Genomic DNA, 22,538 nt, shown 5'->3' with positions numbered 1-22,538 from the left:
AGTCCGCCGAGTGGCTCGCCTCAGGAGACCTTGCCGCGGGCCGTCGCGCGCGGGGCGCGCTTCGGTTTTGCGGACTTCGCCGCGGGAGTCACGGGCTTCTTCGTCGTGACCTTCGCGGGCTTCGCCGCGACCGATTTCGTCGTGACCTTTGCGGGCTTTGCCTTTGCTGGGGCCGATTTCGTCGTGACCTTCGCGGGCTTTGTCTTTGCCGCGGTCGCTTTCGTGGTGACCTTCGCGGGCTTTGCCCTTGTGGCAACCGGTGGCCTGGGGGCTTCCTCCTGGTCCCCGCCCAGGTCGATACCGAAGACGTCGGAGAGGTCGGCGGAGGCCAGGGTCTTCTTGCCGCGTGGCTTCTTGAGCTCGGCGGCGACCGTTGATTCGTCGACGGCGCCGGCGATCAGCTCGAGGTGGTCCACCTTGCGGAGCTGGAAGAGCAGCTCGGGCTTCTGGTCGAGCCGGGCGCCGATGCCATACATCACCGCGGCCAGATGCTTGCAGAGGTAGGCGCCGTCGGGGCAGGAGCACGTCATGCGGATCTCGCGAGGCGAGGGGAACAAGCCGGTGCCCTTGCGGGTGACGACCTCCATGACGCCTTTCGAGAGCTTGCCCTGGAGCAGCTCGACAAGCGAGCCGACCTGGCCGCCGCACTCGGCCTTGATCGCCTTCCACTGGGCAGCGGGCAGCGGGTCGATGGTGATCTCGATCCGGTAAAGCTCGGAGCCGCTGACGTAGGCCTCGATCTTGCCGGGGGTGATGTCGAGGTGGACCACCGAGCCGTTCCGGACGTAGGTCCGACCGCGAGGCAGGCGGTTGGAGTAGTCGCTGTATGACTCCAGGTTGTCGCACCAGGCCTTGCCCCAGAAGGTGCCGGCGATGGTCCGACCGTTGATCGTCACCGGCGAGACGGGCAGGCCCTGCTTCCGTCGCTTCTCCAACTCCTTCATCGCCCTTCGTCGCCGCTCGGCGACGGGTATGTATGGCTTGAAATCATAGTACCAGCCCATCGTGATGTCCTCTTTGATGTGTGGTGCGGGCCCGTGTTTGTGCGTCGTCCAGCCGCCTCGATCAGCTCTCCAGAGCCTTGCGGGCGTCGAGGCGGACGAAGTCCAGGAGCTGGGTATTGGTCATCTCGGTGAGCTTCGCCTCGGCGCCCTCGCCACCGACGATCTCGTCGGCGAGTCCCTGTTTCTCGGCGATCAGGGTGTCGATCTTCTCCTCGACGGTCCCGCGGCACAGGAATTTGTGTACCAGGACATTCCGCCGTTGTCCAATACGGAAGGCCCGATCGGTGGCCTGATTTTCGACGGCCGGGTTCCACCAGCGGTCGAAGTGGATCACGTGGCTGGCGGCGGTGAGGTTCAGCCCGGTGCCGCCGGCCTTGAGCGAGAGGACGAAGAACGGCGGCCCGTCCTCGCGTTGGAAGTCCTCGACGAGCTGCCGCCGCCGGGCGACCGGCGTGCCGCCGTGGAGGGTGAGCCCGGGCCGGCCGAAGATCGTCTCCAGGTAGCGGGCGAGGGGGCCGTTGATCTCGCGGAACTGGGAGAAGACCAGCACCTTCTCCTGGCGGCCGGCGATTTCCTCGCAGATCTCCGCCAGGCGGCCGAACTTGCCGGACTTCGCGGGGTCGTAGTCGTCGGTCCCGAGCACCTGGGCGGGATGGTTGCAGATCTGCTTCAGTCGCATGAGCTGCGCCAGGATGAGCCCCTTGCGGGCGATCTCGGCGCCGGACTCCTCCAGGCCCGCCTCGAGCTCGCGGACGGCCTTCTCGTAGAGCGCGGCCTGCTCGCGGCTGAGGCCGCAATAGGCGGAGACCTCCGTCTTCTCCGGCAGGTCGGCGATCACCTTCTTATCGGTCTTGAGGCGGCGGAGGATGTAAGGGCCGACGAGGCTGCGGAGCGGCCGGTAGGACTCGGCAGCCTCCATCTGCTTCGTCAGCTTCGAGAACGTCTTCGAGTCGCCGAGCAGGCCGGGGTTGAGGAAGTCGAAGAGCGACCAGAGGTCCGAGAGCCGGTTCTCGACGGGGGTCCCGGTGAGCGCGACGCGGGCCTTCGCCTTCAGGGCCTTGGCGCTTCGCGTTTGCCGGGTGCCGGAGTTCTTGATCGCCTGGGCCTCGTCGAGGATGGCGAGGTCCCAGGTCCGCCCCTTCAGCCAGTCGGCCCGCGAGAGCATCCCGTACGAGGTGATGACGAGGTCGCGGCCGTCGATCGCCCTCGGGCCGATCGCGTCATCCCCCTTGCCTCGGCTCGCGGCCTGCTCGGAAGGGTGGACGATCGCGAATGAGATCCCGGGGGCGAACCGCTCGAGCTCCGCCCTCCAGTTGGCCAGGAGCGAGGCCGGGACGACGAGCAGGCTCGGGGCGGGGGATGGGGCAGGGGGGGCGTCGATCTTCGCCTCGCCCTTCGCGTTTGCGCCCGAGGCTTCGCGCGAGGCTTTTCGCTCCAGGAGGAGGCCGATGACCTGGACGGTCTTGCCCAGGCCCATGTCGTCGGCGAGGCAGGCACCCAGGCCGAGTCCGGTGACGAACCGGAGCCAGTTGACGCCCGCCTGCTGGTAAGGGCGAAGGGTCGCTCGCAGGCCGGGCGGCGCGGAGGCGCCCAGGGCCTCCGGGGCGCGGAGCGCCCGAAGGGTCTCCTCGAGGGCCGGGCCGGCGGAGAGGCCGACCCACTCGCGGGCCTCGGCGGCGAGGGCCGCGTCGTCCCCCTTATCCAGCGGCAGGCCGGAAAGGAGCCGCATCCCCTGGTAGAAGGTCAGGCCCCCCGCGCGGGCCTCTCGCTCGACGTCCTTCCAGTGGTCGAGCGCCTCCCGGAGCTTCTCGCGGTCGATCTCGACCCATTTCCCCTTCAGCGGGACGAGGCCGCCGGATGACTCGAGGATCTGGCGGAGCTCGTCCTCGGAGAGGGGCTCGCCGTCGATGGCCACGTCCATGGAAAACGTGAGCAGCGCGTCGGTGTCGATGCGAGTCCCCTTGCGGGCGTCGATCTTGACGCTGACGGCGGGGCGCGGCGGGCGACCGGCCTTCCACCAGTCCGGGACGCGGACGACCAGGCCGGACTCCTCGAGAGCCGGGATCTCCTGGAGGAAGTCGTACGCCTCGCGCGGGGACCAGCGGAGGGGGTGATAGATCTCGCCGGAGTCCGCCAGGTCCTTGACCAGCTCGCTCCTCTCGCTGGCCTTCGAGATCGGCTGGAGGAGCTTCAGCAGCGCCTCGCGGTTCCGCGCCCCGGCATACTCCTTGAGGGCCTTGCCGAGCGGCTCGTGCCGGACCTGGCCGCGGGCGGAGAGCCCCGGGATGTACGTCGCCAGGAAGGCGAACGGGCACTCGGGGTCGCGCTTGTTCTCGGCGAGGTGGAACGTCACCCGGCCGACGAGCCGCCACTGGGGATTGAGTGCGCTGAGGTATCCCTGCGCGTCCCCCTTGCGGCCGCGGATCTCGCCGCGGACGAGCTCATCCAGGGCGGTCCACCAGCCCGCGAGCGCGTCCGCATTCAGGTACTCGGCCCCGGGCATGGGGGGGGCCTGGAGGGCGCGGAAGGCCAGGTCGGATTCCGCGGGCGGCGGGATGGGCTCGGTCGCGGCGGGAACCTCGGTCCCCGCCGCGGGTGCCTGGCAGAGCCGCGTCAGGTAGTCGCGAGCAAGCCCCCGGGCGAAGGCGAAGGCCGCCGGCAGGCTCGTCTCGAGCTCCGCCGTCGCCAGGTGCAGGAGCCCCCTCGCGGTGCTCTCGTCGAATGCCGCCTTCACCCGCGCCGCCGCGGGGCCGTCCGGGCCGCTCGCGCCGGGCGTGGAGGACTCGCGGACGTGCAGGTGGCCCTGGGGCGAGAGGGTCAGTTCGAGGGGCATGGACGGGGGCAAACTCCCGGGGTGCGGATTCAATCGCGACGGCGAGGGGGAAACCTCAGAGCATCCCGAATCGTCGCCGGTTGCTGACCGAAAATCGGTCGTCCAGATAGCGGGCGATCGCCCAAATGAGGATCTTCTCCGCCTGGGCCTGATCGTACTTCAGGTCGTCGGTCAACTCCTTCGCCCGCCCGCGGATCGCCCCATTGATAAGTTCTCTACAGATGGAATAGCTGCTAAATGGCCGATCATCCTTGTGAGGTTCGTTGGCATGAGTATGTCGCATGACCTCGGCGATCTCCGTGTATTTATCTAGCTGGGCCTGTCGCAACAGATCGAGGAGCACCGCGTTGAAATAGCCGTCCCCGAATTCTCGTTGAGGGTTCTTGGTCGCAGCCCGAAGCCCGAGCGAGAATCGCTCGGACTCCTTGGCGGGGCTCACCGATCTCACACCCATTTTGATGAGTTGTTCGTTCAGATCATCATCCCACGGCACGGTGTCGAGTTGCGCCGGCCTGCCATCGTCATAAAACTGGACATTCATCTCCGGGCGCGTCTCGCTCAGCCCCCTATCGGGGCGGAACACTTCCAGGGTCGCCGAGGTATCGTGCTTCCCGAGTCGCCTCTTCCATTCGCGCAATCGGGGATGGGTTGGCTCGGTCGTCTCCCGGAAGAAATCGGTGATGGTGTTCATGCATTTATTCTCCGGTGTTGACTTCCTCGCTCCTCGTATCATTGATCAGAGCGGAGAGCACGAATTCACCAGCGTTTCGGCAAGCGACAGGACGACTCGCTTTGATCACGGCATCCCGGTCCTCGTCCGCGAAGTCGGAGATGCCCTTCACCACGCACCAAACGGGGTCGTCCCAGGAATCCGAGGCGGCCAGCAGGCCCACGCCTTCCATCTCCCCTCCGACGATCAGGTCGGGCTCCCAGGGTACAGATCTCACAAGTTCATCTCGAAAATGGCGATAATGGATTCTCGCAGATCCCGAGAGCAAGGCACCCAGATGCACATCAAATGAGGAGTTGTCCCTTGGGGGTTGCCGCCTCCTGTTCTGTTCCTTGCGGAAGAGTTCGACGAGTTCTAGGCGGGCCGGCTCCCGCACCACCTGATTATACTCGGTGACCGATCCTTCGCCGCAAACCCACCTCGCAAGTCGACCGCGACGGGCGGGCTTGATATCCCGGTTGTCGTACGGGATGAGTGACGTGGCGACGAGCACATCGCCCAGCTTCTGCCATTCCGGAGCGATTCCGAAGGCCATCCCAACTTGGACGACCGCGAAGGCTCTGGTGACTTGACGGAAACGCATTGCCCTGGCCGCAGTCCCGAAGTAACCGATCGAGCCCATGACCAGGTTCCTGCTGGCGTCCTTCGAAGGCGGCAGGGCGATGACGCGGCTTTGATTGCCGACCGGTCCCAGGTCAAAGTAGTGCTCGATGTCGAGCCTGAATTCCGTATTCTTGACCTTCTTCCACGGAATCGCGCATGCGGCAGCGGCCTCTTTCAGTCCCTTCTCCTCGGCGGGAGTTGCCACGAGGAGGAGGAGAGTGCAGGTCAATTCGGAGGAATCGGAGTTGTCAGCCACGGTCATCCTCGACGGTCATCCATCGCCGAGATTCTAATTCTCACGCCGTGCTCCATGGAAGGGGGCGATTCCTCCCGGCCACATCAATGTCCGTGATCGATCGAGCAAGGCGCCTGCGACCAAAGCCGTCTGTGCGGCGATGAGCCTGGACGAGGCCCCGGATTTCTCCTTGAATTCGCGCGAACCCGCCTACCATTCCGTGTGACGATGTATCCGCCCGCGGGCCCGGCCTCGCGGGGCGGATCGACCCGAACCACAGCCCGGACTCGAGGGGCGGCGGCCCTCGCGAAGCTCGACATGATGCAGATGCTGCTCGAATCGCTGAATCACAACCAGTTCCTCTCCGGCGGGCTCTCGCTGATGATCGTCGGGGCGGCGGTGGCCCTGCTGCGCAAGGTCCCCGGCCAGCTCTGGTCGTTCTTCCAGCGGCGGATGACGATCACGGTCGAGATCCCCGACCGCGACCCGGCGTTCCGCTGGCTCCAGGTCTGGCTGGCGCTCCAGCCGTATGCGGCGAGGGCGCGCGACCTGAGCCTGTCCACGACGTGGGTGCCGGCCGGGGCGGAGTCGGATTCCGCGGTCGTCTTCGACGCGGAGGACTCGGCGGCGACCGGGCCGTCGTCGCGGGTGAAGTTCCTGCTCTCCCCCGCGCCGGGGATGCACCTGATGTTCTACCGCGGGCGGATCGTGATCCTCCGCCGGAGCCGCCGCGACCTTCAGAACGGGAACGCGCGGACCTTCCAGGAGAACCTGTCGCTCCAGGTCCTGGGGGGCTCGCGCACCCTGGTCGAGGACCTGCTGGACGAGGCCCGTCGGCTCGCCTGCCCGAAGACGCCGGGCGTGAGCGTGCTGACCGCCCGCTACGAGAGCTGGGAGACGACCTCGTGGCAGCCGAGGCGGCCGCTCGAGTCCCTGGTCCTGGCCGACGGCACGCTCGAGGACCTGCTGGCCGACCTGCGATCGTTCTACGACTCGCGCGACTGGTACGTCCGCCGCGGCGTCCCGCATCGCCGCGGATACCTGCTGCACGGGCCGCCGGGCAACGGCAAGACGACCCTGGTGCTGGCCGCCGCCGGCGAGCTGAACCTCTCGGTGGCGGTGCTCACCCTCAGCAATCGCGTCCTCTCGGATGACGCCCTGCGGACCCTGGTGGACGCGCTGCCGCCGGCCACCCTGCTGCTGATCGAGGACGTGGACTGCGTCTTCAAGACCGAGCGGACGACCGGCGAGCAGACCGGCGTGACCCTCAGCGGCCTGCTCAACGCCCTGGACGGCGTCAGCTCGCGCGAGGGCCGCGTCCTCTTCCTCACGACCAACCACCCGGAGCGGCTGGACCCCGCGCTCGTGCGGCCCGGCCGCGTCGACCGCAAGGTGGAGCTGCCCAACGCCACGCCCGACCAGGCCCGCCGGCTCTACCTCTGGTTCTACCAGGGCTGCGGGATCGCGCCGGCCGAGCTGGAATCGCTGGCCGATCTCTTCGCCGGCCAGATCCCGCGGGGCAGGGTCTGCATGGCGGCGATCCAGGAGCATCTGCTCCGGCACCGCGGGGCTCCCGAAGCGGCCGCGCATGAGGTAGACTTCGAGCTGTCGCCCTCCGCTCCCCCGCGGGGCGACGAAGCCCCATCGTCGCTGATGGCCGTCCGGGACGCGTGACCGACCGACCGGGCGAGCCGCGATCACGGGCGGATGACGAAGGAATGATGAAGAGACGAAGAGAGGCCGTGCCCCGATGAGCCACCCTGCGCCCGCCGCCCGCGACAAGCTGCTTTTCACCCCGGGGCCCCTCACCACGAGCCAGGCCGTGAAGCAGGCCATGCTCCGCGACGCCGGCTCGTGGGACGCGGAGTTCAACGAGGTCGTCCGGGGCATCCGCCGGTCGCTCCTGGCCCTCGCGGGGCTCACGCCCGACGACGGCTATGACGCGGTCCTGATGCAGGGGAGCGGCACGTTCGGCGTCGAGTCCGTGATCGCCTCCGTCGTGCCCCGCGACGGCAAGCTGCTGGTCCTATCCAACGGCGCCTACGGCGAGCGAATTCTCCGGATCGCCGAGTGCCTGGACCTGGACCGCCGCGCGCACTGGCCCGGTGAGACGGCCACGCCAAACGCCCTGGTCGTGGACGCCGTCCTCCACGAGATCCCCGAGATCACCCACGTCGCGCTCGTGCACTGCGAGACGACGACCGGGATCCTCAACCCGATCGAGCCGATCGCCGCGGTCGTTCGGAAGCATGGCAAGTCGCTGATCCTGGACGCGATGAGCAGCTTCGGCGCGGTGCCGATCGACCTCAAGGCGACGGGCATCGACTACCTGATCTCCTCCGCGAACAAGTGCATCGAGGGCGTGCCCGGCTTCAGCGTCATCCTCGCGAGGCGGGCGGCGCTCGAGGCCACCGGCGGCCGGCCGAGGAGCCACAGCCTGGATCTCCTGGGCCAGCTCCGCCACCTCGAGTCCAGCGGCCAGTTCCGGTTCACCCCGCCGACGCATGCGATCCTCGCCTTCGAGCGGGCCCTGAAGGAGCTCGACGACGAGGGGGGGCCCGCCGCGCGCGGCCGCCGGTATCTCGCCAACCACCGTGCGCTCGTCGCCGGCATGACGCGGCTGGGCTTCGTCCCGCTCTTGACTCCCGACATCCAGAGTTACATCATCACGGCGTTCCATTATCCGAATGATCCGGCCTTCCGGTTCGCGGAGTTCTACAGGGGCCTGAGCGCCCGCGGGATGATCATCTACCCGGGCAAGCTGACGCAGGTGGACACCTTCCGGATCGGCAACATCGGCCGCCTCTTCGAGGCCGACATGACCCAGCTCGTCCACGCGGTGGAGGACACCCTCCGCGAGTTCGGTTGCACGCTGCCGCTGGCCCCGCCGGCGCCCCGGGCCGTCTCCGTCTCCTAGGCTCCGATCCCGTCCAGCTCCGCGAGGACCTGCGGCGAGAGCTCCAGCGACCCGGCGGCCAGGTTCTCGCGGAGGTGGCCGACCGACGACGTGCCGGGGATCAGCAGGATGTTGGGCGAGCGGTGGAGCAGCCACGCCAGGGCGACCTGCATGGGCGTGGCCTCGAGCCGCGTCGCGATGTCGGACAGCGTCGACGATTGCAGCGGCGTGAACCCGCCGAGCGGGAAGAACGGCACGTACGCGATGCCGCGCCCGGCCAGGTCATCCACCAGGGCGTCGTCGTACCGTCGCACGGCCACGTTGTAGCAGTTCTGCACGCAGACGATCGGGGTGATGCGGCCGGCCTCCTCGATCTGCGCCGGGGTGACGTTGCTCAGGCCGATATGCCGGATCAGGCCCCGCCGCTGGAGGTCCGCCAGGGCGGTCACCTGGGGCTCGATCGAGCCCTCGCCGGGCTTCTCGATGCCGAACATGCTGCGGAAGTTGACCACGTCCAGGACGTCCAGGCCCAGGTTCCGGAGGTTGTCGTGGACGGCCCGGGTCAGCTCCTCCGGCGACAGGGCCGGCAGCCATGACGCGTCCTCGCCCCGCCGGGCGCTGACCTTGGTGACGATGACCAGGCCGTCGGGATAGGGATGGAGCGCCTTGCGGATGATCTGGTTGGTGACGTGCGGGCCGTAGAAGTCCGAGGTGTCGATGTGATCCACGCCGGCCGCGACCGCCTCGCGGAGGACCGCCACGGCCCCGTCCGGGTCCCTCGGCGGCCCGAACACGCCGGGCCCCGCCAATTGCATCGCGCCGTAGCCGACCCGATGGACCGTCAAGGACGTCCCCGGGAACGTGAACCGGCCGCCGAGATTCGCTGTGCTCATCGTCGTGACTCCCTTCCGGGGACCGTGGGGTGAGGACGACGTATTGTAGAAGAACTTGACTCGACGACCAGGTTGTTTCACCGGCCTGCCGGCATCCGCTCCGAACTTGCGGTAGGATGGCCGGGATAAGCAAGAACACGTACATGGGCCTCCGTTGAGATGAATCCATGGGTATTCGCATCTGGCCTCGCCCGCGCAACCTCCATTTCATCGTCCTGTCCTCCGCGACCTTGCTCGTCCCCGGCCTCCGGTCGCTTGCCGACGATCCCGGTCGCTCGGGGTCGATCCGGCTCGGGCGGATCGAGGCCGCGGCCCTGGCCGCGAATCCCAACCTGGTGCCGAATCCCGGTTTCGAGGAGGCGGGGCCGGACGGCCTGCCGACGGGCTGGATCTGGGATCGGCGGAACACCGACGCGACCTGCCGGATCGATGCCAAGGTCGCGCACCGCGGGGGGCATTCCCTGCGGTTCACCAACGGCACCGAGTTCGGGCCGCACATCTACGGCTCGCTCTGGTCGAGGGCTCCCGTCGCGCTCCGCCCCGATCGGGACTACACCCTCAGCGCCTGGGTGAAGTCCTCCGCCCCGGGCATCCTCTCGATCATGGGCGGTGCCCGCTGGCAATACCGCGCCTCGGCCTCTCCCGCGGGCGATGGCTGGCAGCGGATCGCGGTGACCTTCCGGCCGGAGAAGGACGACCTCGGCTTCACCCCGCGGATCAACACGGAGAGCCCCTCGGCCGCCGTCTGGGTGGACGACCTCAAGCTCGAGGAGGGCCGCGAGCCGACGCCCGATCCCCCGCCCGCGGGCACCGCCTCGAGGGCGAGCCTGGAGGCGGACGCCGCGCCGGGCGCCGTCCGCGGCGACGGCCCGTTCCGGGTCGACTTCACGGCATGGCTCCCCCGCGACCTGGACGGCACGTCGGAGATCCACATGGACACGGGTGAGGCCGTGAGCGTGCCCCTCCGGCTGCGTCGCGGCTTCCATCGGCTCGTCGCCGAGGGCCGGGCGGCGGGCGTCGACGACACGCCCCGGACGTTGACGCTGCGGCTCCGGGGTGCCGGCGGCGTGTCGGCGGAGGCTCAGACCAGGGTCGCCTTCTGCTCGCCCCGGAATCTCGAGTCGAGGGTGGATGCCCTGAAGCGCGACCTCCCCGCGCTGCGGCAGGCGCTCGACGCCGTCAAGGCCCGGGGCCAGGATCCGTCCGCGGCGCTCGTCGGCCTGACGGTGCTGGAGAACTTCCCCGGGTACGTCGCCGACGACCTCAGGCACGGCGAGATCCCGCGCGCCCTGAACGAGGTCCGCGAGCTGGAGGCGATCGCCGTTCGCCTGAGAGCGGAGCTGGCGGAATGCCTGGACGGGAAGCGAGTCCTCCCCAACGTCCCGCGATGGACCGGGGCCGAGCGCCCCGTCGTCGAGCATGGCTCGTTCCTTGCGCCGGTCCGGTGGCCGACCGGTTCGCAGTCGCGGGGGCCCGTCTTCTTCACGGGCTTCGGACATTTCGGCCGGGTCGTCGACGACATGGAGAAATGGCCGTCGTACGGGACGAACATCATCCAGATCGAGGTCGGTCCGATGGCCGTCTTCTCGAGCGAGGGCGTCACCGACACCGGCCCGGTGGAGGCGCTCCGTCGGACGCTGGACCGAGCCCAGAAGAGCGGCGTGGCGGTCTGCCTGCTCATCAGCCCGCACTACCTGCCGGGCTGGGCGGTGGCGAAATGGCCGGCCCTGCGCCGGCATCGCGAGGGCTTCCTGCAATACTGCCTCCACGCCCCGGAGGGGCAGGAATTGCTGAAGCGATTCGTCGCCGTCCTCGTGGAGCCGATCAGGGACCACCCGGCGCTGCACAGCATCTGCCTGTCCAACGAGCCCGTCAACAAGGAGGAGCCGTGCGAGCGCGCGCGGGCCGAGTGGCGGGGCTGGCTCGAGGCGCGGCATGGGACGATTGATCGCATGAACGAGCGTTACGGGACGCACGCGACGCGGTGGGAGGACGTGCCGCTCCCCGATCCGTTCGGATCGCCCGCGCCGGGCCCGATCGCGCTCGACTTCGTCCGCTTCAACCAGGAGTTCTTCGCCCGCTGGCACGGCATGCTGGCCGACGCGGTCCATCGCGTGGCCCCGACGCTGCCGGTCCACGCCAAGGCCATGAACTGGACGATGCTGAACGACGGCGACGTGGGCCTCGGCGTGGACGCCACCCTCTTCGGCCGCTTCAGCGGCATCAACGGCAACGACGCGGTGAACTTCTACGGCTTCGGCCTGGGCGAGTTCGCCCAGGGCTGGGAGGGCAACGCGATGGGCCACGACCTCCAGCGGTCGGTCCTGGACGCGCCGGTCTTCAACACCGAGAACCACATCCTGGAGGACCGCAACACCCGTCCCGTCCCGGCCGACCACGTCCGCGCGGCCCTCTGGCAGGCGGCCGTGCACGGCCAGGGGGCGACGACGATCTGGGTCTGGGATCGGACCTTCGATCCGAAGGGCGATTTCAGCGGCAGCATCCTGGAACGCCCCGCGTGCGTCGAGGCCGTCGGCCTGGTGAGCTGCGACCTGAACCGGCTGGCCCCGGAGGTCACGGCGCTCCAGCGGGCGAGGCCCGACGTGCTCCTCGTGCAGAGCACCTCGTCGCTGGTCTGGGAGGGGCCGCGGCACACGGCCTGCCGGGGCGCGCTGTACGAGGCGCTCGCCTTCGCCGGCCTCAAGGCCGGATTCATCACCGAGCGGCAACTGGAAGCCGGCGTGGTCCCGGACGCGCCCCTCGTCCTCGCGCCGGACGTCGTCCACCTCTCCGACGCCGCACGGGAGTCGCTCGCGAAATGCCGGGGTCGGCTGGTCCCGGTGGGCGGCCCCGACGTGCTCTCGCGGGACGAGTACGACCGGCCCCGCCCGCCGATCACGATCGCAGACCGCCTGCCGTGGACGTATGCCGGGACGAAGGCTCGCGAGCTGGCCGCCACCCTCTGGCATCGACTCCCCGCGTGGGGCGTGAGCCCTTCGGTCGCCGTCCGCACCGAATCCGGCGAACACCCCTGGGGCGTCGCCTGGCGGCGGGCGGACACACAGGAAGGGATTCTGATCAATGTCTGCAATTATATGAAGGAGCTGGTGACCGTCCGGGTCGTCCGGGAGGGCCGGGCGGTGCGGGCGAAGGACCTGATGGCCGCGAAGGAGGCCGGCTTGAGCGTCACGCTGAAGCCGCTGCAGCCGCGGCTGCTGCGCATCGAGGGCGACCCGGGTCGTTGACATCCTGGGAGACCCCGACAGTCCGGCGGGCTGTTGGGGGCCTTTCCCTGGACCGGCGAGGCGGGAATCCGGGCGGTCACGGCGACGGCGTCTTCGGCTCGCCACCGATGGTCTGTGCCACCGTTCGGGCGCCCAGGTGATCCGGGCTGACGGCGAGCGCCTCCTTCCGTTCGCGTCCCGCCTGGTCTGCCTCCCCCAGGCCGAGATGGCCCAGGCTCGCGACGAAGTGGGCCAGGGCCAGGCGGTCCCGATCGCCCTGTCGAACGGCGACGGGGGCGGTGTCGGCGACCGTCGCCTTCTCCCTGGCCGCCGCGGTCCCGGAGTCCCTGAGGTCGCGGAAGATCGTCGCGGCGTCCTCGGACCGGCCGAGCTTCCGCAGCGCCAGCGCCTGATGGAACCGCTGGACGCTTCGGCCCGAAGGCCCTCGTCCCGCCCCGTTCCCGCGTCCGTGCCCCGCGGGCTCCGGCGCGGCGGCCTGCTGCCAGGCCTTGCGGGCGCCCTCGGCGTCGCCCATCGCCTCGCGGACAAGCCCGACCGCCCAGGCGATCTCGGCGGATCGGTCGCCGCCCCCCTCGTCCGACGGCAGGTTGTCCGGCACGTGGCCGGCCGCCTCGAGGTCGGCGAGGGCCTCCGGGAACCGGCCGGCGGCGCGGTGGCGATGGGCCCTCAGGATGTGGGCGCTGGTCCAGTCCTCGGCGACGCTCAGGCGGCCCCCCTCCCAGACCTCGAACGTGCGGCCGGTCATCCGCCGGATCGCGTCGTCGTGCCGGCCGGCGAGGATCAGGAGGGCGATCTCTCGCGAGAGCGCCTCGGCCCGCGTCTCGACCTCGCCGTGATGCGCCTCCAGCATCGCCAGCCGCTCCTCGGGCGCCTTGCCGGCCGCCCGGTAGAGCTCGTCGAGCTCGACGAGGTGGAGCGGCGACCGGCCCGGGAGCGCGACCGCCTTCTCCAGCTCCGCGATCGCTCGCGCCGGATTGTTCCCCCCGGGCCGGTGCGAGAGCGCGACGCCGAGGTTGCGATGGGCCATCGCCAGCGACGGATCGAGCGCGGCCGCCGTCTCCCAGAGCGTCACCGCCTCGTCGGGCTGGCTGTCGAAGAGGAGGTTGCCCAGATAGTAGGGCGCGCGGGCGTCCTTCGGGTCGGCCTTCATCGCGTCGCGGAGGACCTCGATCGTCTCGGGCGAAATCGGGAAGACGTAGTCCGGCGGCTGCTTGCGGGCCAGGTCGCGGTATGCGGACGCCTTCGCGTCATGGCCCATCCTGGCGGCGAAGAAGGCCATGTCGTAGTAGACCAGGGGCGAGATCGGGAGCCGGGATCGGTCCGGTGCCTCGTCGGCCAGGAGCGAGAGGACCGCGAGGCCGTCCTCCCAGAGCCCGCTGCCGAGGTATTCCGCGGCCGTCTCCTCGGCGGCCCCCGGGTACGCGGCCAGCGTGGCGGTCAGCTCGCGGGCGTCTCGCGGGTCGCGGCTCGCCAGCCAGCGCTCGGCCATCGTCCGGACGTCGAGCGGATCCGGTCGCGTCGCGAGGAGTGCCGGGGTTTCCCGGATCGATGCCGCGTTCGATCCCGGCAGATGCCGGAGCACCGCCGCCCTGAGATTGAGGGCTCGGAGGTTCAGGGCGTTGGCCTCGAGCGACTGCACCACCAGGTCGAGGGCCGCCGGGAAGTCGCGGCGGCGGGCGGCGAGCTCGGCCCGCTCGTAGGAACCGGCCGCGCGCCAGGCGAGGCTCCAGGTGGCCTTCGAAAGGGCCTCGTCCGCGTCCTCGAACCGCCCCTGGGCCTTCAGCGCGAGTCCCAGGTAGTAGTAGGGCTCGCCGTCCTTCGGTGCGACGTAGCCGGCGGTGAGCCGCTCGATCGCCCTGCGGAGGAGCGATTCCGCCTCCGCGTACCGCGCCTGCTTCAGCCTCCGGATGCCGAGCGCCGCGTTGACGCGGGCGTCCCCGGGGTCGCGCTTCAGGGCTTCTTCCCAGAACGGGTCGGGGTCGAGGCCGGGGTCGTGGAACTGCTCGACCTTCAGGCCCGCGAGATAGAGCTCCTCGTTGGTCTTGATCTCGCGGAGCGGCGGCGGGAAGCGGTCGGGGCCGGGCATGGGCGCCGGCTTCGGCCGGACCGGCGCGTAATCCACCAGGACGCGATCCTGCTCGACGAGTGCCGCCCGGAGCCGGTCCGGATCGATCCCCGAGGGGAGTCGGACTTCCTTCCGGTAGGGCGTGCCGGGATCGATGGCGGTGGTCTCCTCCATCAGGACCCGATCGTCGGCGACGAGGCGGGCCGTGGCCCTCGGGTGGGTGGCCGTGGTGCAGAAGCCGACCCGGGCGACGCCGTCGTTGACGTCGAGGTTGACGGCGGCGTCGAGATTGGCCTTCTTCACCCCGCCGATCCCGCGGAACGGATACCAGTTCATGGAGAACGACTTCTCCTCGAACGGCTGCAGCCAGCTATAGTCCGGCTGGTTGTCCGAGAAGGCGCCGACCATGAGCTCGATGTAGGGGCCGTCCTCGTCGGTGAGGATCTTGTCCCACATCCGCCCGCGCGGGCCGTTGCCCCAGGTCCAGAGCTTCTTGCCCGGGACGGCGTGGTGATCCGCCACGCTCATCGTGCCGGCCTCCTTGCCGTGGTCGTAGCCGGCGAAGAAGTCGTCGGAATAATTCCAGGCGAACATGGAGTTGGCCGCGACGTGGTTCTTGAACCAGCTCACGTCGGTCCCGGGCCGGAAGTCGTGGCCGCCGTAGCGCGTCGTGGCGATCGGCCAGGTGGTGAACTCGCGCTTGTGGTGGTGGGTCACGTACTGGGTACTCGGCGGGAAGATGACCTGGTAGTTCTCGTTGACGTGGACCGCGGCGTTGGCGAAGCAGAGCATCGTGTTGACGACCGGCGTCCGGTTCACGATCCGGACCGAGGCTTCCAGGACCGACCGGCCCGGCCGGAGCGTGTAGCCGACGGCCCAGCGCATCCGGTGGCGGAGCTCCAGTTCGCCCACCCAGACGGTCTTGCCGCCGTCGTCGTCCTCCACGATCCGGTACTGGACCGGCAGGAAGGTGGAGGCCCGGTGGTGGTGGGGGATGTTCCACTCCACGCCGCCGGAGATCCAGGCCCCGATCAGGCCGATGAGCGCGGGCTTGATCACGTGCTGGCGATAGAAGAAATCATAGTTGTTCGTCTTGTCGACGGCCTCGAAGATCCGGCCGCCGATCTCCGGCAGGATCCCGATGCGGACGTACTCGTTCTCCAGGATGACCAGGCGGTAGGTCCGGTCGACCTTCGTGCCGGCGAGGCTGTCGTAGAGCGGATACGGATAGATCCGCCCCTCCGCCCCCTGCGACTGCCGGCCGAAATAGAACATCGGACTCTTCTCCGGGGCGCCGGCCGGGTACGTGGGGATGACCACGTCCTTCTCGTACACCCGGACGGTGGACTCCGCGGCGGACGCGGACGGGGCTGAACCGCCAAGCCAGCAGGACGACGCAAGGACCGCGATCCCCGCCCATCGAAGGTGTTGCCGCGTCATGAGTGATGCTCCCTCCCAGGTCAAGCCGTCATCCCGACCGCGTCGAGCCGCGCCGGGCCTCACCGCGCCGGTCGGTCCACTCTAGCGCGCCCGAAGCGACGATCCCAGGGCGGAGCGGCATCGACCGCGCCGAGTCGGTGATTCGTGGCCAGATGACCTCGAACGAGGCCGGCACGAGTCTTATGCTGAAGCGGTTGCAACCACGGCCGGCGAGATCGCATCTGCAAGAACGGGGAATAGGTCATTCATGGACCGCTTGCGAATCATCGGCGATGTCCACGGCCAGGTGACCCGGGACGATCTTCCCCGGTTGGACCGCCGGCCGTACGTCGAGATCGTGGGCGGGGCCCCCCATTCGGTGCAGGTCGGGGACATGGGGGACGCGGAGACGTACGAGACGCTCGGGGCGCTCGTTGATCCGTCCCGGCATCGGTTCTTCCCCGGGAATCACGACCACCACGGGTCTTTCCCGGCGCGCTGCCTGGGGGATTTCGGCGAGGTCGTGCTGGGCGGCGTGCGGTTCTTCTTCATCCGCGGGGCCGCGTCGACCGATCGGGAGAAGCTCGTGGCGTTGGGGAACCGCCTGGGCCGAACCCTCTGGTACGAGGCCGAGGAGCTGACCGACGACGAGATGAAATCCGCCGAGGCGGTCTACGCCGACGCCAGGCCCGAGATCGTGCTCTCCCACGACGGGCCCACCGACGCGGCCCGCGCCGCATTCGCGGAGTCGACCCGCCGCCGCATCGACCGGCCCGGGGCACCGTTCGCGCGGTCTCGGACCACCGACTTCCTCGGCCGGCTCCTGGAAGTCCACCGGCCTCGGCTCTGGATCTTCGGCCATCATCACGTCGAGTGGACGGGCTGGGATGGCATGACGCGGTTTCGATGCGTCAGCGAGCTCGGGTGGGTCGACATCACGCCCGAGGCTGAGATCATCCCCGGGGCCGGGGTTGTTGGCTGAGAGCCCTCAGGCGATGTGCAACAGCCGGCAGGCTTCCTCGTAGCTGGCTTCCAGGTCCAGGGAAACGCCCTGGGCTTCATCGAGCCAGATCGGGAGCTTCGGAAGCGGGCGGCCGGACTCCATCGGGGCGAACCAGGCCTCGACCAGGGAAGGACGGTCGGCAGGGCGACGGATGCGGACCGTCACCGAGCAGATGGCCGGCGGTGGCTCGCCCAGCATCGGGTCGCCTTCGCCAAGCCATACCAGGAGATCGGCATAGAGGTTGAACTGACGGATCGTGACCCCATCCACCAGGGTCACGCAGATCCCTCGCCGAAGCAGCGCGTCGATCTTGGCGACGAAGGCCCTGCGACTTTCGGGGCGGTCCTTGTTCGAGGGGCTAATGATCTCGATCGCCGCGACCAGCCTACGTTCGTGTCGCGCGTCATAGATCCGTACTTCGTACTCGTCGGGATCGACGAGGTCGGCTTCGAGAGTGAGGGTCGGTCCTGGTGGTGCCCATGGAGCAATCGCCACGCCGGCATCATCACCCCGTCTCCCAGGTCGCGTCCCGGGTTCCTCTTGCTGATAGGTTGAGTCGTCGATCTCGAAGGCCGAGCCGAGGTGAACACGGGGAGCGGTGACGTATCCCTCGGGCAAGATTTGATAAAGTTGCCGGACGATCTCCCCGGGCCACATCCCGTGCAGCTCATCCCAGGAATGCCTGGCCTCAACGGGCGGGCGGAAATGATCACGGAGCGGCATGAGGTCCCCCTGGCGACCCGGTCACGATCATCGCCAAGATCGCGGATGGCACCTGTAACGATCCCCGGAGAAGCGCCTCTCCAGCTCCTCATGGTGGGCCGGGGAGCCTCGCCCTGGCGTGATGAAAGGTCAGTATTGACTGCCCCACAGCCGGGACCTGGACGTGACGGTTTCTGTTGCGCCTGACGTGGCCCGCGATGCGGTTGGGAACCGGGCCCCGGCGCGATCGCCAGCCCGTGCCTGGCTCGGCAGGAGCCTCGCCCTCCCGGGCCCGGAACGGCTCTCCTCCGAACGGGAGGGCGAGGCTGGCGCGATGAAAAGTTGGCCTGGACGATCCTGGCGTCTTGTCCGGGATTTGTTGCGCGGGAACGAGGCCTGTCGGCAAGCCTCGGCTTGCGCCTGGCTCGGCAGGAGCCTCGCCCTCCCGGGCTGGGAGCGGCTCTCCTCCGGAAGGGAGGGCGAGGCTCCTGCCGAGCCAGGCGCCGGCTGGCGATCGCGCCGGGGCCCGGTTCCCAACGGCTTCGCGGGCCGCGTCAGGCGCAACAGAAACCGCCACGTCCGCATGCCGGGTGTGGGGCAGTCAATACCAACTTTTCATCGCGCCAGGGCGAGGCTCCTGCCGAGCCAGGCACGGGCCGAGGCATGCCGACAGGCCTCGTTCCCGCGCAACAAATCCCGGACAAGACGCCCGGGTTGTCCAGGCTAACTTTTCATCGCGCCAGCCTCGCCCTATCAGTGAAGCAGGCTAATGGCCTGGACCACCGACGGGCTTCTCGTGGATCTCATGTCCCTCAGGGATTGCGACGGCGAGCTCGCCGTCGGCCTTCATCGAGAACCAGTATCGCGGCTTGCCCGTCTTCGTGGTCCCCGCGTGGAGGTAGTAGACCTGATCCATGCGGTTCTTGTGGGTCACCGGCATCGTCGTTGACCTCCGGTCGGTGAAGGGGGCGGATCGGTCCTCGCGGCGATCGTCACCGCCCCCGGAAATCCGGCTTGCGGCGTTCCTTGAAGGCGCGGATGCCCTCCTCGTAGTCGTCGCTCTCGGCGACGTGGACCCGCAGGTCCTGGATGCGTTCGAAGATCCCCGGCGCGATCGGGCCGGCGTCGGCGAGGATCCGGAGCTGCTCCTTGACGGCCGAGACGGCCAGTGGGGCATTCGCGACGATCGAGCGGGCGAGGTCCATCGTGAACGACTCGAGTTCGGCGGCGGGGACCAGGTGGTTCAGGATTCCCCATTTCAGCGCATCCTGCGCGGACATCGGCTTCGCCGTGAAGAACATCTCCTTGACGACGTTGAGCGGGAGTCGCCGCATGAAGGTCATCAGGCCGACGAGGTTGTAAGGCAGGCCGAGCTTCACCGGCGTGATGGCGAAGCTGCTGGTCTCGTCGCCGATGGCCATGTCGCAGCTCAGGACGACGTCGGTCGCCCCGCCCCAGACCGCGCCATGCACCATCGCGATCACCGGGGCCGGGAACATCTTGATCCCGCGGAGCAACTGGAGGAGCGGGTCCGAGTACATCAGCGGATCCCGTCGCGACGGGAGCTCGTTGATGTCGTGGCCGGCCGACCAGACCTTGGCGTCGTCGGCCGCGCGAAGGATCACGGCCCGGACCCGGGCCGACTCGAACCCGGCCAGGGTGTTGAGGAACTGCTCCACCATCTCCTTGCAGATGGAGTTCCGCTTCTCGGGCCGGTTCAGGGTCAGGACCCCGATCATGTCCTCGACCTGGTTCGCGATCAGCATGGACGTCACTCCGAGTTCCTGCCTCTGGATCGCCGGTCGGGGAGGGTCGGCCACCTCGGGGCCGCGTCCGGAGCCGTCTTGGGTAGCACATCATATCGAGTTGACCGCCGGGAGGGGACGTCCTAGGAAGGTAGTAGGAGCGGCCGGTCGCGTCGTGATCGCCGCCGTGCGCCTCGTGACGCCATGGAACGCGACGTCGTGAACAGCCTTGAAGTCGGGTCGGATCAAGATTGCGTGCAGGCGCGAACGCCGTCGCCGGACTCCGGGCTGGCCTGGCGGGTCTCGTTCCGGGTCGCGCTGGTGGCCTTCGCGGCGTTCGCGGCGATCCTCGACAACGACTTCGTGGCCTGGGACGACCGCGAGAACTTCGTGGACAACCCGGCCTTCCGGGGGCTGGGCCCGAGTCAGCTCGGCTGGGCCTGGACGACCTTCTGGATGGGCGTGTATCAGCCGATCGCCTGGATGCTCGCCTCGGCCGAGCACGCCGCCTCGGGGCTGAATCCCCGGGGCTACCACCTGACGAGCCTGTTCCTCCACGCGGCCTGTGCGGTCGCGCTCTATGTCCTGACGCTGACGATCCTGAAGAGGGGCGGAGCCGGGGAAGGTGACCGTGACCGGATCATCGTGTCCGGCCTGGCGGCGGGACTCTTCGCCGTCCATCCGTTGCGGGTGGAGGTGGTGGCCTGGGCCTCGTCGCAGGCGTACCTGCCGTGTGCCCTCTTCGCGATGCTGAGCGTCATTTGCTACTTGCGGGCGGATCCCGGTCGGGAAGCGGGATGCGTTCGCGATGGTGCCCGAGTCGAGGCCGGATGGCTGACGGCCTCGCTCGGGTTTTTTCTCGCCTCGCTCCTCTGCAAGGCCGCGGCGCTCGGGCTGCCGCTGGTCCTGCTGATCCTGGACGCCTACCCGCTGGGCCGGATCGACGGTCTCCCCTGGCGGAGCGATCGTCCGGGCCGCTGGCGGCCCTGGTTGGAGAAGGTCCCGTTCTTCGTCCTGGCCGCGATCTTTGCGGGGCTCGCGGTCGCGGCGAAGCGGGCCGATCGGACGCTCATCGACGTGGACGAGGCGGGCATCCCCGGCCGGATCGCGATCGCGTGCTACGGGGTTTGGTTCTACCTGATCAAGACGGCGTGGCCGGCCGGCCTGCACGCCTTCACGATGCGCCCGAGGCCCCTGGACTGGACGCAGGCCGCGTTCCTGGCGGCCGTCGTGGGCGTGATCGTCGTGACCTTCGCGCTGTGGAGACTGCGGCATTCCCGACCGGCCTGGCTGGCCGCCTGGGGGGCCTACCTGGCGATCCTCGCCCCGATGTCCGGCCTGGTGACCTACGGCCGGCAGCTCACCGGGGACCGATACAGCTACCTGGCGATGATCCCGGTGTTCGTCCTGATGGCCGCCGGGCTGGTCGAGTTTGCCGGCGGTTGCCGGGCACGCCGGATCGCGGTCGTGGCCGTCGGCCTCGCCTGCGGCCTGGGGCTGACGGTGCTGGCCTGGCGGCAGTGCTGGACCTGGGGAGATTCGAGCACGCTCTGGGCGCAGGCGGTGGCCCACGGCGGCGACGGCATCCCGGACCTGCACAACAACCTGGGCGTCAGCCGGGCCCGCGAGGGGGACATGCCCGCCGCGATCGTCGAGTTCGAGCGAGCCATTCAACTCCGCCCCGATTACCGGGAAGCCCACCTGAACCTGGCCAACGCCCAGGCCGGCGCCGGGGACCTCGCCGGCGCGACGAGGACCCTCCGCATCGCCTCCTGGCGGTGGCCCGAGGATGTTCACGTCCGCGGCCGCCTGGGCAAGAACCTCTACGCCGCCGGCCGCTATGACGAGGCCGCGGACGAGTACCGGGCCGTGGTCCGGCTGCGTCCGGAGGATCCGGATGCGCGGACGTATCTGGCCCAGGTGATGGCGAAGGTGAAGTAGGAGACTCTTCGCTCAACCCAGCAGGGTCAGGTCCGGCTCGGACGGAAGATCGTATCCGACGCGGGTAACAGCCCTGGAGCTGTCGGGTTCAGCGAGAAGGCTCGGAAAATGTGACCAGGTGGCCTCCCCGCAGAGCCCTCGCGCGACCCTTTGGAAAATCCCGGAGCCGAATGTCGATCCGCCGCGTCGTCGGACGACAAGGTGGTGGCGTGCGGTCCGGCGACCGCCAATCACCTCGGCCCGAAGACTCCCCCATCGCATGAGGAGTGAAGAAATGACGCGACGAAATCTCGTGCTCGTGTGCGGAACGCTGCTGGTCCTGCCGCTCGCCTTGACGGCCCGCGGCGAGGAGAAGGTGAAGGGCAAGGAAGGCAAGGCTCCGTCGACGCCGACCAACGTCATCTTCGAGACGCTCAAGACCCTGGAAGGGACCTGGGTCGCCGAGGGCGAGGACGGCAAGCCGACCGATCAGGTCGTCAAGGTCGTCAAGGTCACCGCGGGCGGCAGCGCCATCCACGAGGTTATCTTCCCCGGCCAGCCGATGGAGATGATCTCGGTCTACACCGTCGAGGGGCCGGACGTGGTGATGACCCATTACTGCGTCCTGGGCAACCAGCCCCGGCTCAAGGCCGACCCGAAGTCCCCCGCCGGCCAGATCCGGTTCGAGTTCGACGGCGGCGCCAACCTCGACCCGAAGAAGGACAAGCACATGCACTCCGCCGCCCTCACCTTGCTGGACGACTCGCACATCGAGATGTCCGGCTCCGCGTGGGACGGCGGCGCGCCCTGCAAGGAGCAGTGCTGCGTCACGAAGCTCGTCCGCAAGAAGTGAGCGAGGAGCGGATGTCCCCGCCCCCCCCGGTTCCGGACCACGCTAGGGGGCGGGGCACCTTGGTCGGTGGAAACTCTCCCTTGACGGTATGGCGGGCTGGTCCGGGATTTCTTGCGTGGTAACGACGGACCTTGCCCGCGGATCATGGCTTCACCCGACTCGGCAGGAGCCTCGTGCTGGGGTGGTGAAAAGTTGGTCTTGACCGTGCCCATCGAGGTCCGGGAACGATCGCCGTTTTATTGCGCCATCCCTGGGTAGGCGTTGACCCTCCTGGGCGGACGCAACATCCGGGTGGCTGTGGTGGAGCGAAGCGACCCCACGGCCAGCGGGCCTTCCTGGGCGGACGCAACATCCGGGTGGCTGTGGTGGAGCGAAGCGACCCCACGGCCAGC

General features: G+C 68.9%; 15 protein-coding genes. 6 read left to right on the top strand and 9 right to left on the bottom strand.

Annotation, left to right across the window (positions count from 1 at the left end):
• Positions 1–20 precede the first annotated feature (20 nt).
• The 4 genes from G6O54_RS33290 to G6O54_RS33275 all read right to left on the bottom strand — a co-directional run bounded on the left by G6O54_RS33290 (position 21) and on the right by G6O54_RS33275 (position 5,432).
• Positions 21–1,004: an SWIM zinc finger family protein gene (locus G6O54_RS33290; RefSeq protein ID WP_165234006.1), complete on the bottom strand. Its 984-nt coding sequence runs from the start codon at positions 1,002–1,004 to the stop codon at positions 21–23.
• A 61-nt stretch (positions 1,005–1,065) separates the two neighbouring features.
• The gene (locus G6O54_RS33285; protein ID WP_165234003.1) at positions 1,066–3,837 is read right to left on the bottom strand and encodes a DEAD/DEAH box helicase; all 2,772 of its coding nucleotides are present in this window, start codon (positions 3,835–3,837) and stop codon (positions 1,066–1,068) included.
• A 55-nt stretch (positions 3,838–3,892) separates the two neighbouring features.
• Positions 3,893–4,528 carry a hypothetical protein gene (locus G6O54_RS33280; RefSeq protein WP_165234000.1) on the bottom strand — a complete coding sequence of 212 codons (636 nt, stop codon included), beginning with the start codon at positions 4,526–4,528 and terminating at the stop codon, positions 3,893–3,895.
• A 4-nt stretch (positions 4,529–4,532) separates the two neighbouring features.
• Positions 4,533–5,432: a 5'-methylthioadenosine/S-adenosylhomocysteine nucleosidase family protein gene (locus G6O54_RS33275; protein ID WP_165233997.1), complete on the bottom strand. Its 900-nt coding sequence runs from the start codon at positions 5,430–5,432 to the stop codon at positions 4,533–4,535.
• A gap of 291 nt (positions 5,433–5,723) precedes the next feature.
• Between G6O54_RS33275 and G6O54_RS33270 the strand changes: the two genes are divergently transcribed.
• Together G6O54_RS33270 and G6O54_RS33265 are read left to right on the top strand one after the other, a co-directional pair.
• Positions 5,724–7,079 carry an AAA family ATPase gene (locus G6O54_RS33270; protein ID WP_165233994.1) on the top strand — a complete coding sequence of 452 codons (1,356 nt, stop codon included), beginning with the start codon at positions 5,724–5,726 and terminating at the stop codon, positions 7,077–7,079.
• A 76-nt stretch (positions 7,080–7,155) separates the two neighbouring features.
• Complete coding sequence (locus G6O54_RS33265; protein WP_165233992.1) at positions 7,156–8,322, top strand: 2-aminoethylphosphonate--pyruvate transaminase; 1,167 nt, start codon at positions 7,156–7,158, stop codon at positions 8,320–8,322.
• On the opposite strand, the gene G6O54_RS33260 is transcribed toward G6O54_RS33265, so the two are convergent.
• On the bottom strand, positions 8,319–9,194 hold the full coding sequence (locus tag G6O54_RS33260; protein WP_165233990.1) for an aldo/keto reductase family oxidoreductase: 876 nt from the start codon (positions 9,192–9,194) through the stop codon (positions 8,319–8,321). The genes G6O54_RS33265 and G6O54_RS33260 overlap by 4 nt on opposite strands.
• 167 nt (positions 9,195–9,361) lie before the next feature.
• Here G6O54_RS33260 and G6O54_RS33255 point away from each other — a divergent pair, with 167 nt between their 5' ends.
• On the top strand, positions 9,362–12,439 hold the full coding sequence (locus G6O54_RS33255) for a beta-galactosidase (RefSeq protein WP_165233988.1): 3,078 nt from the start codon (positions 9,362–9,364) through the stop codon (positions 12,437–12,439).
• A 76-nt stretch (positions 12,440–12,515) separates the two neighbouring features.
• Here G6O54_RS33255 and G6O54_RS33250 read toward each other — a convergent pair whose 3' ends face one another.
• Positions 12,516–15,944, bottom strand: a complete 3,429-nt coding sequence (locus G6O54_RS33250) for a DUF5107 domain-containing protein (RefSeq protein ID WP_165233986.1) — start codon at positions 15,942–15,944, stop codon at positions 12,516–12,518.
• 247 nt (positions 15,945–16,191) lie between these two features.
• Here G6O54_RS33250 and G6O54_RS33245 point away from each other — a divergent pair, with 247 nt between their 5' ends.
• On the top strand, positions 16,192–16,905 hold the full coding sequence (locus G6O54_RS33245; protein WP_165233984.1) for a metallophosphoesterase family protein: 714 nt from the start codon (positions 16,192–16,194) through the stop codon (positions 16,903–16,905).
• 6 nt (positions 16,906–16,911) lie between these two features.
• Here G6O54_RS33245 and G6O54_RS33240 read toward each other — a convergent pair whose 3' ends face one another.
• The 3 genes from G6O54_RS33240 to scpB form a co-directional block, all read right to left on the bottom strand.
• Positions 16,912–17,421 carry a DUF4058 family protein gene (locus G6O54_RS33240; RefSeq protein WP_250847207.1) on the bottom strand — a complete coding sequence of 170 codons (510 nt, stop codon included), beginning with the start codon at positions 17,419–17,421 and terminating at the stop codon, positions 16,912–16,914.
• Positions 17,422–18,394: 973 nt separating this feature from the next.
• A complete protein-coding gene (locus G6O54_RS33235) occupies positions 18,395–18,568 on the bottom strand; it encodes a hypothetical protein (RefSeq protein ID WP_165233980.1) in 174 nt (57 codons plus the stop codon).
• A gap of 52 nt (positions 18,569–18,620) precedes the next feature.
• The gene (gene scpB, locus G6O54_RS33230) at positions 18,621–19,394 is read right to left on the bottom strand and encodes a methylmalonyl-CoA decarboxylase (RefSeq protein WP_165233978.1); all 774 of its coding nucleotides are present in this window, start codon (positions 19,392–19,394) and stop codon (positions 18,621–18,623) included.
• Between the two features lie 234 nt (positions 19,395–19,628).
• On the opposite strand from scpB, the gene G6O54_RS33225 reads away from it, so the two are divergent.
• Together G6O54_RS33225 and G6O54_RS33220 are read left to right on the top strand one after the other, a co-directional pair.
• Positions 19,629–21,314: a tetratricopeptide repeat protein gene (locus G6O54_RS33225; protein ID WP_165233977.1), complete on the top strand. Its 1,686-nt coding sequence runs from the start codon at positions 19,629–19,631 to the stop codon at positions 21,312–21,314.
• 274 nt (positions 21,315–21,588) lie between these two features.
• Positions 21,589–22,146 carry a hypothetical protein gene (locus G6O54_RS33220; RefSeq protein ID WP_165233976.1) on the top strand — a complete coding sequence of 186 codons (558 nt, stop codon included), beginning with the start codon at positions 21,589–21,591 and terminating at the stop codon, positions 22,144–22,146.
• The last annotated feature ends 392 nt before the right edge of the window (positions 22,147–22,538 follow it).

This window comes from Aquisphaera insulae (assembly GCF_011064615.1).
In the GTDB taxonomy this organism is placed as follows: Bacteria; Planctomycetota; Planctomycetia; order Isosphaerales; family Isosphaeraceae; genus Aquisphaera; species Aquisphaera insulae.
Note: the sequence above shows the minus strand (reverse complement) of the source record. Positions and strands in the feature narration are given on the sequence as shown.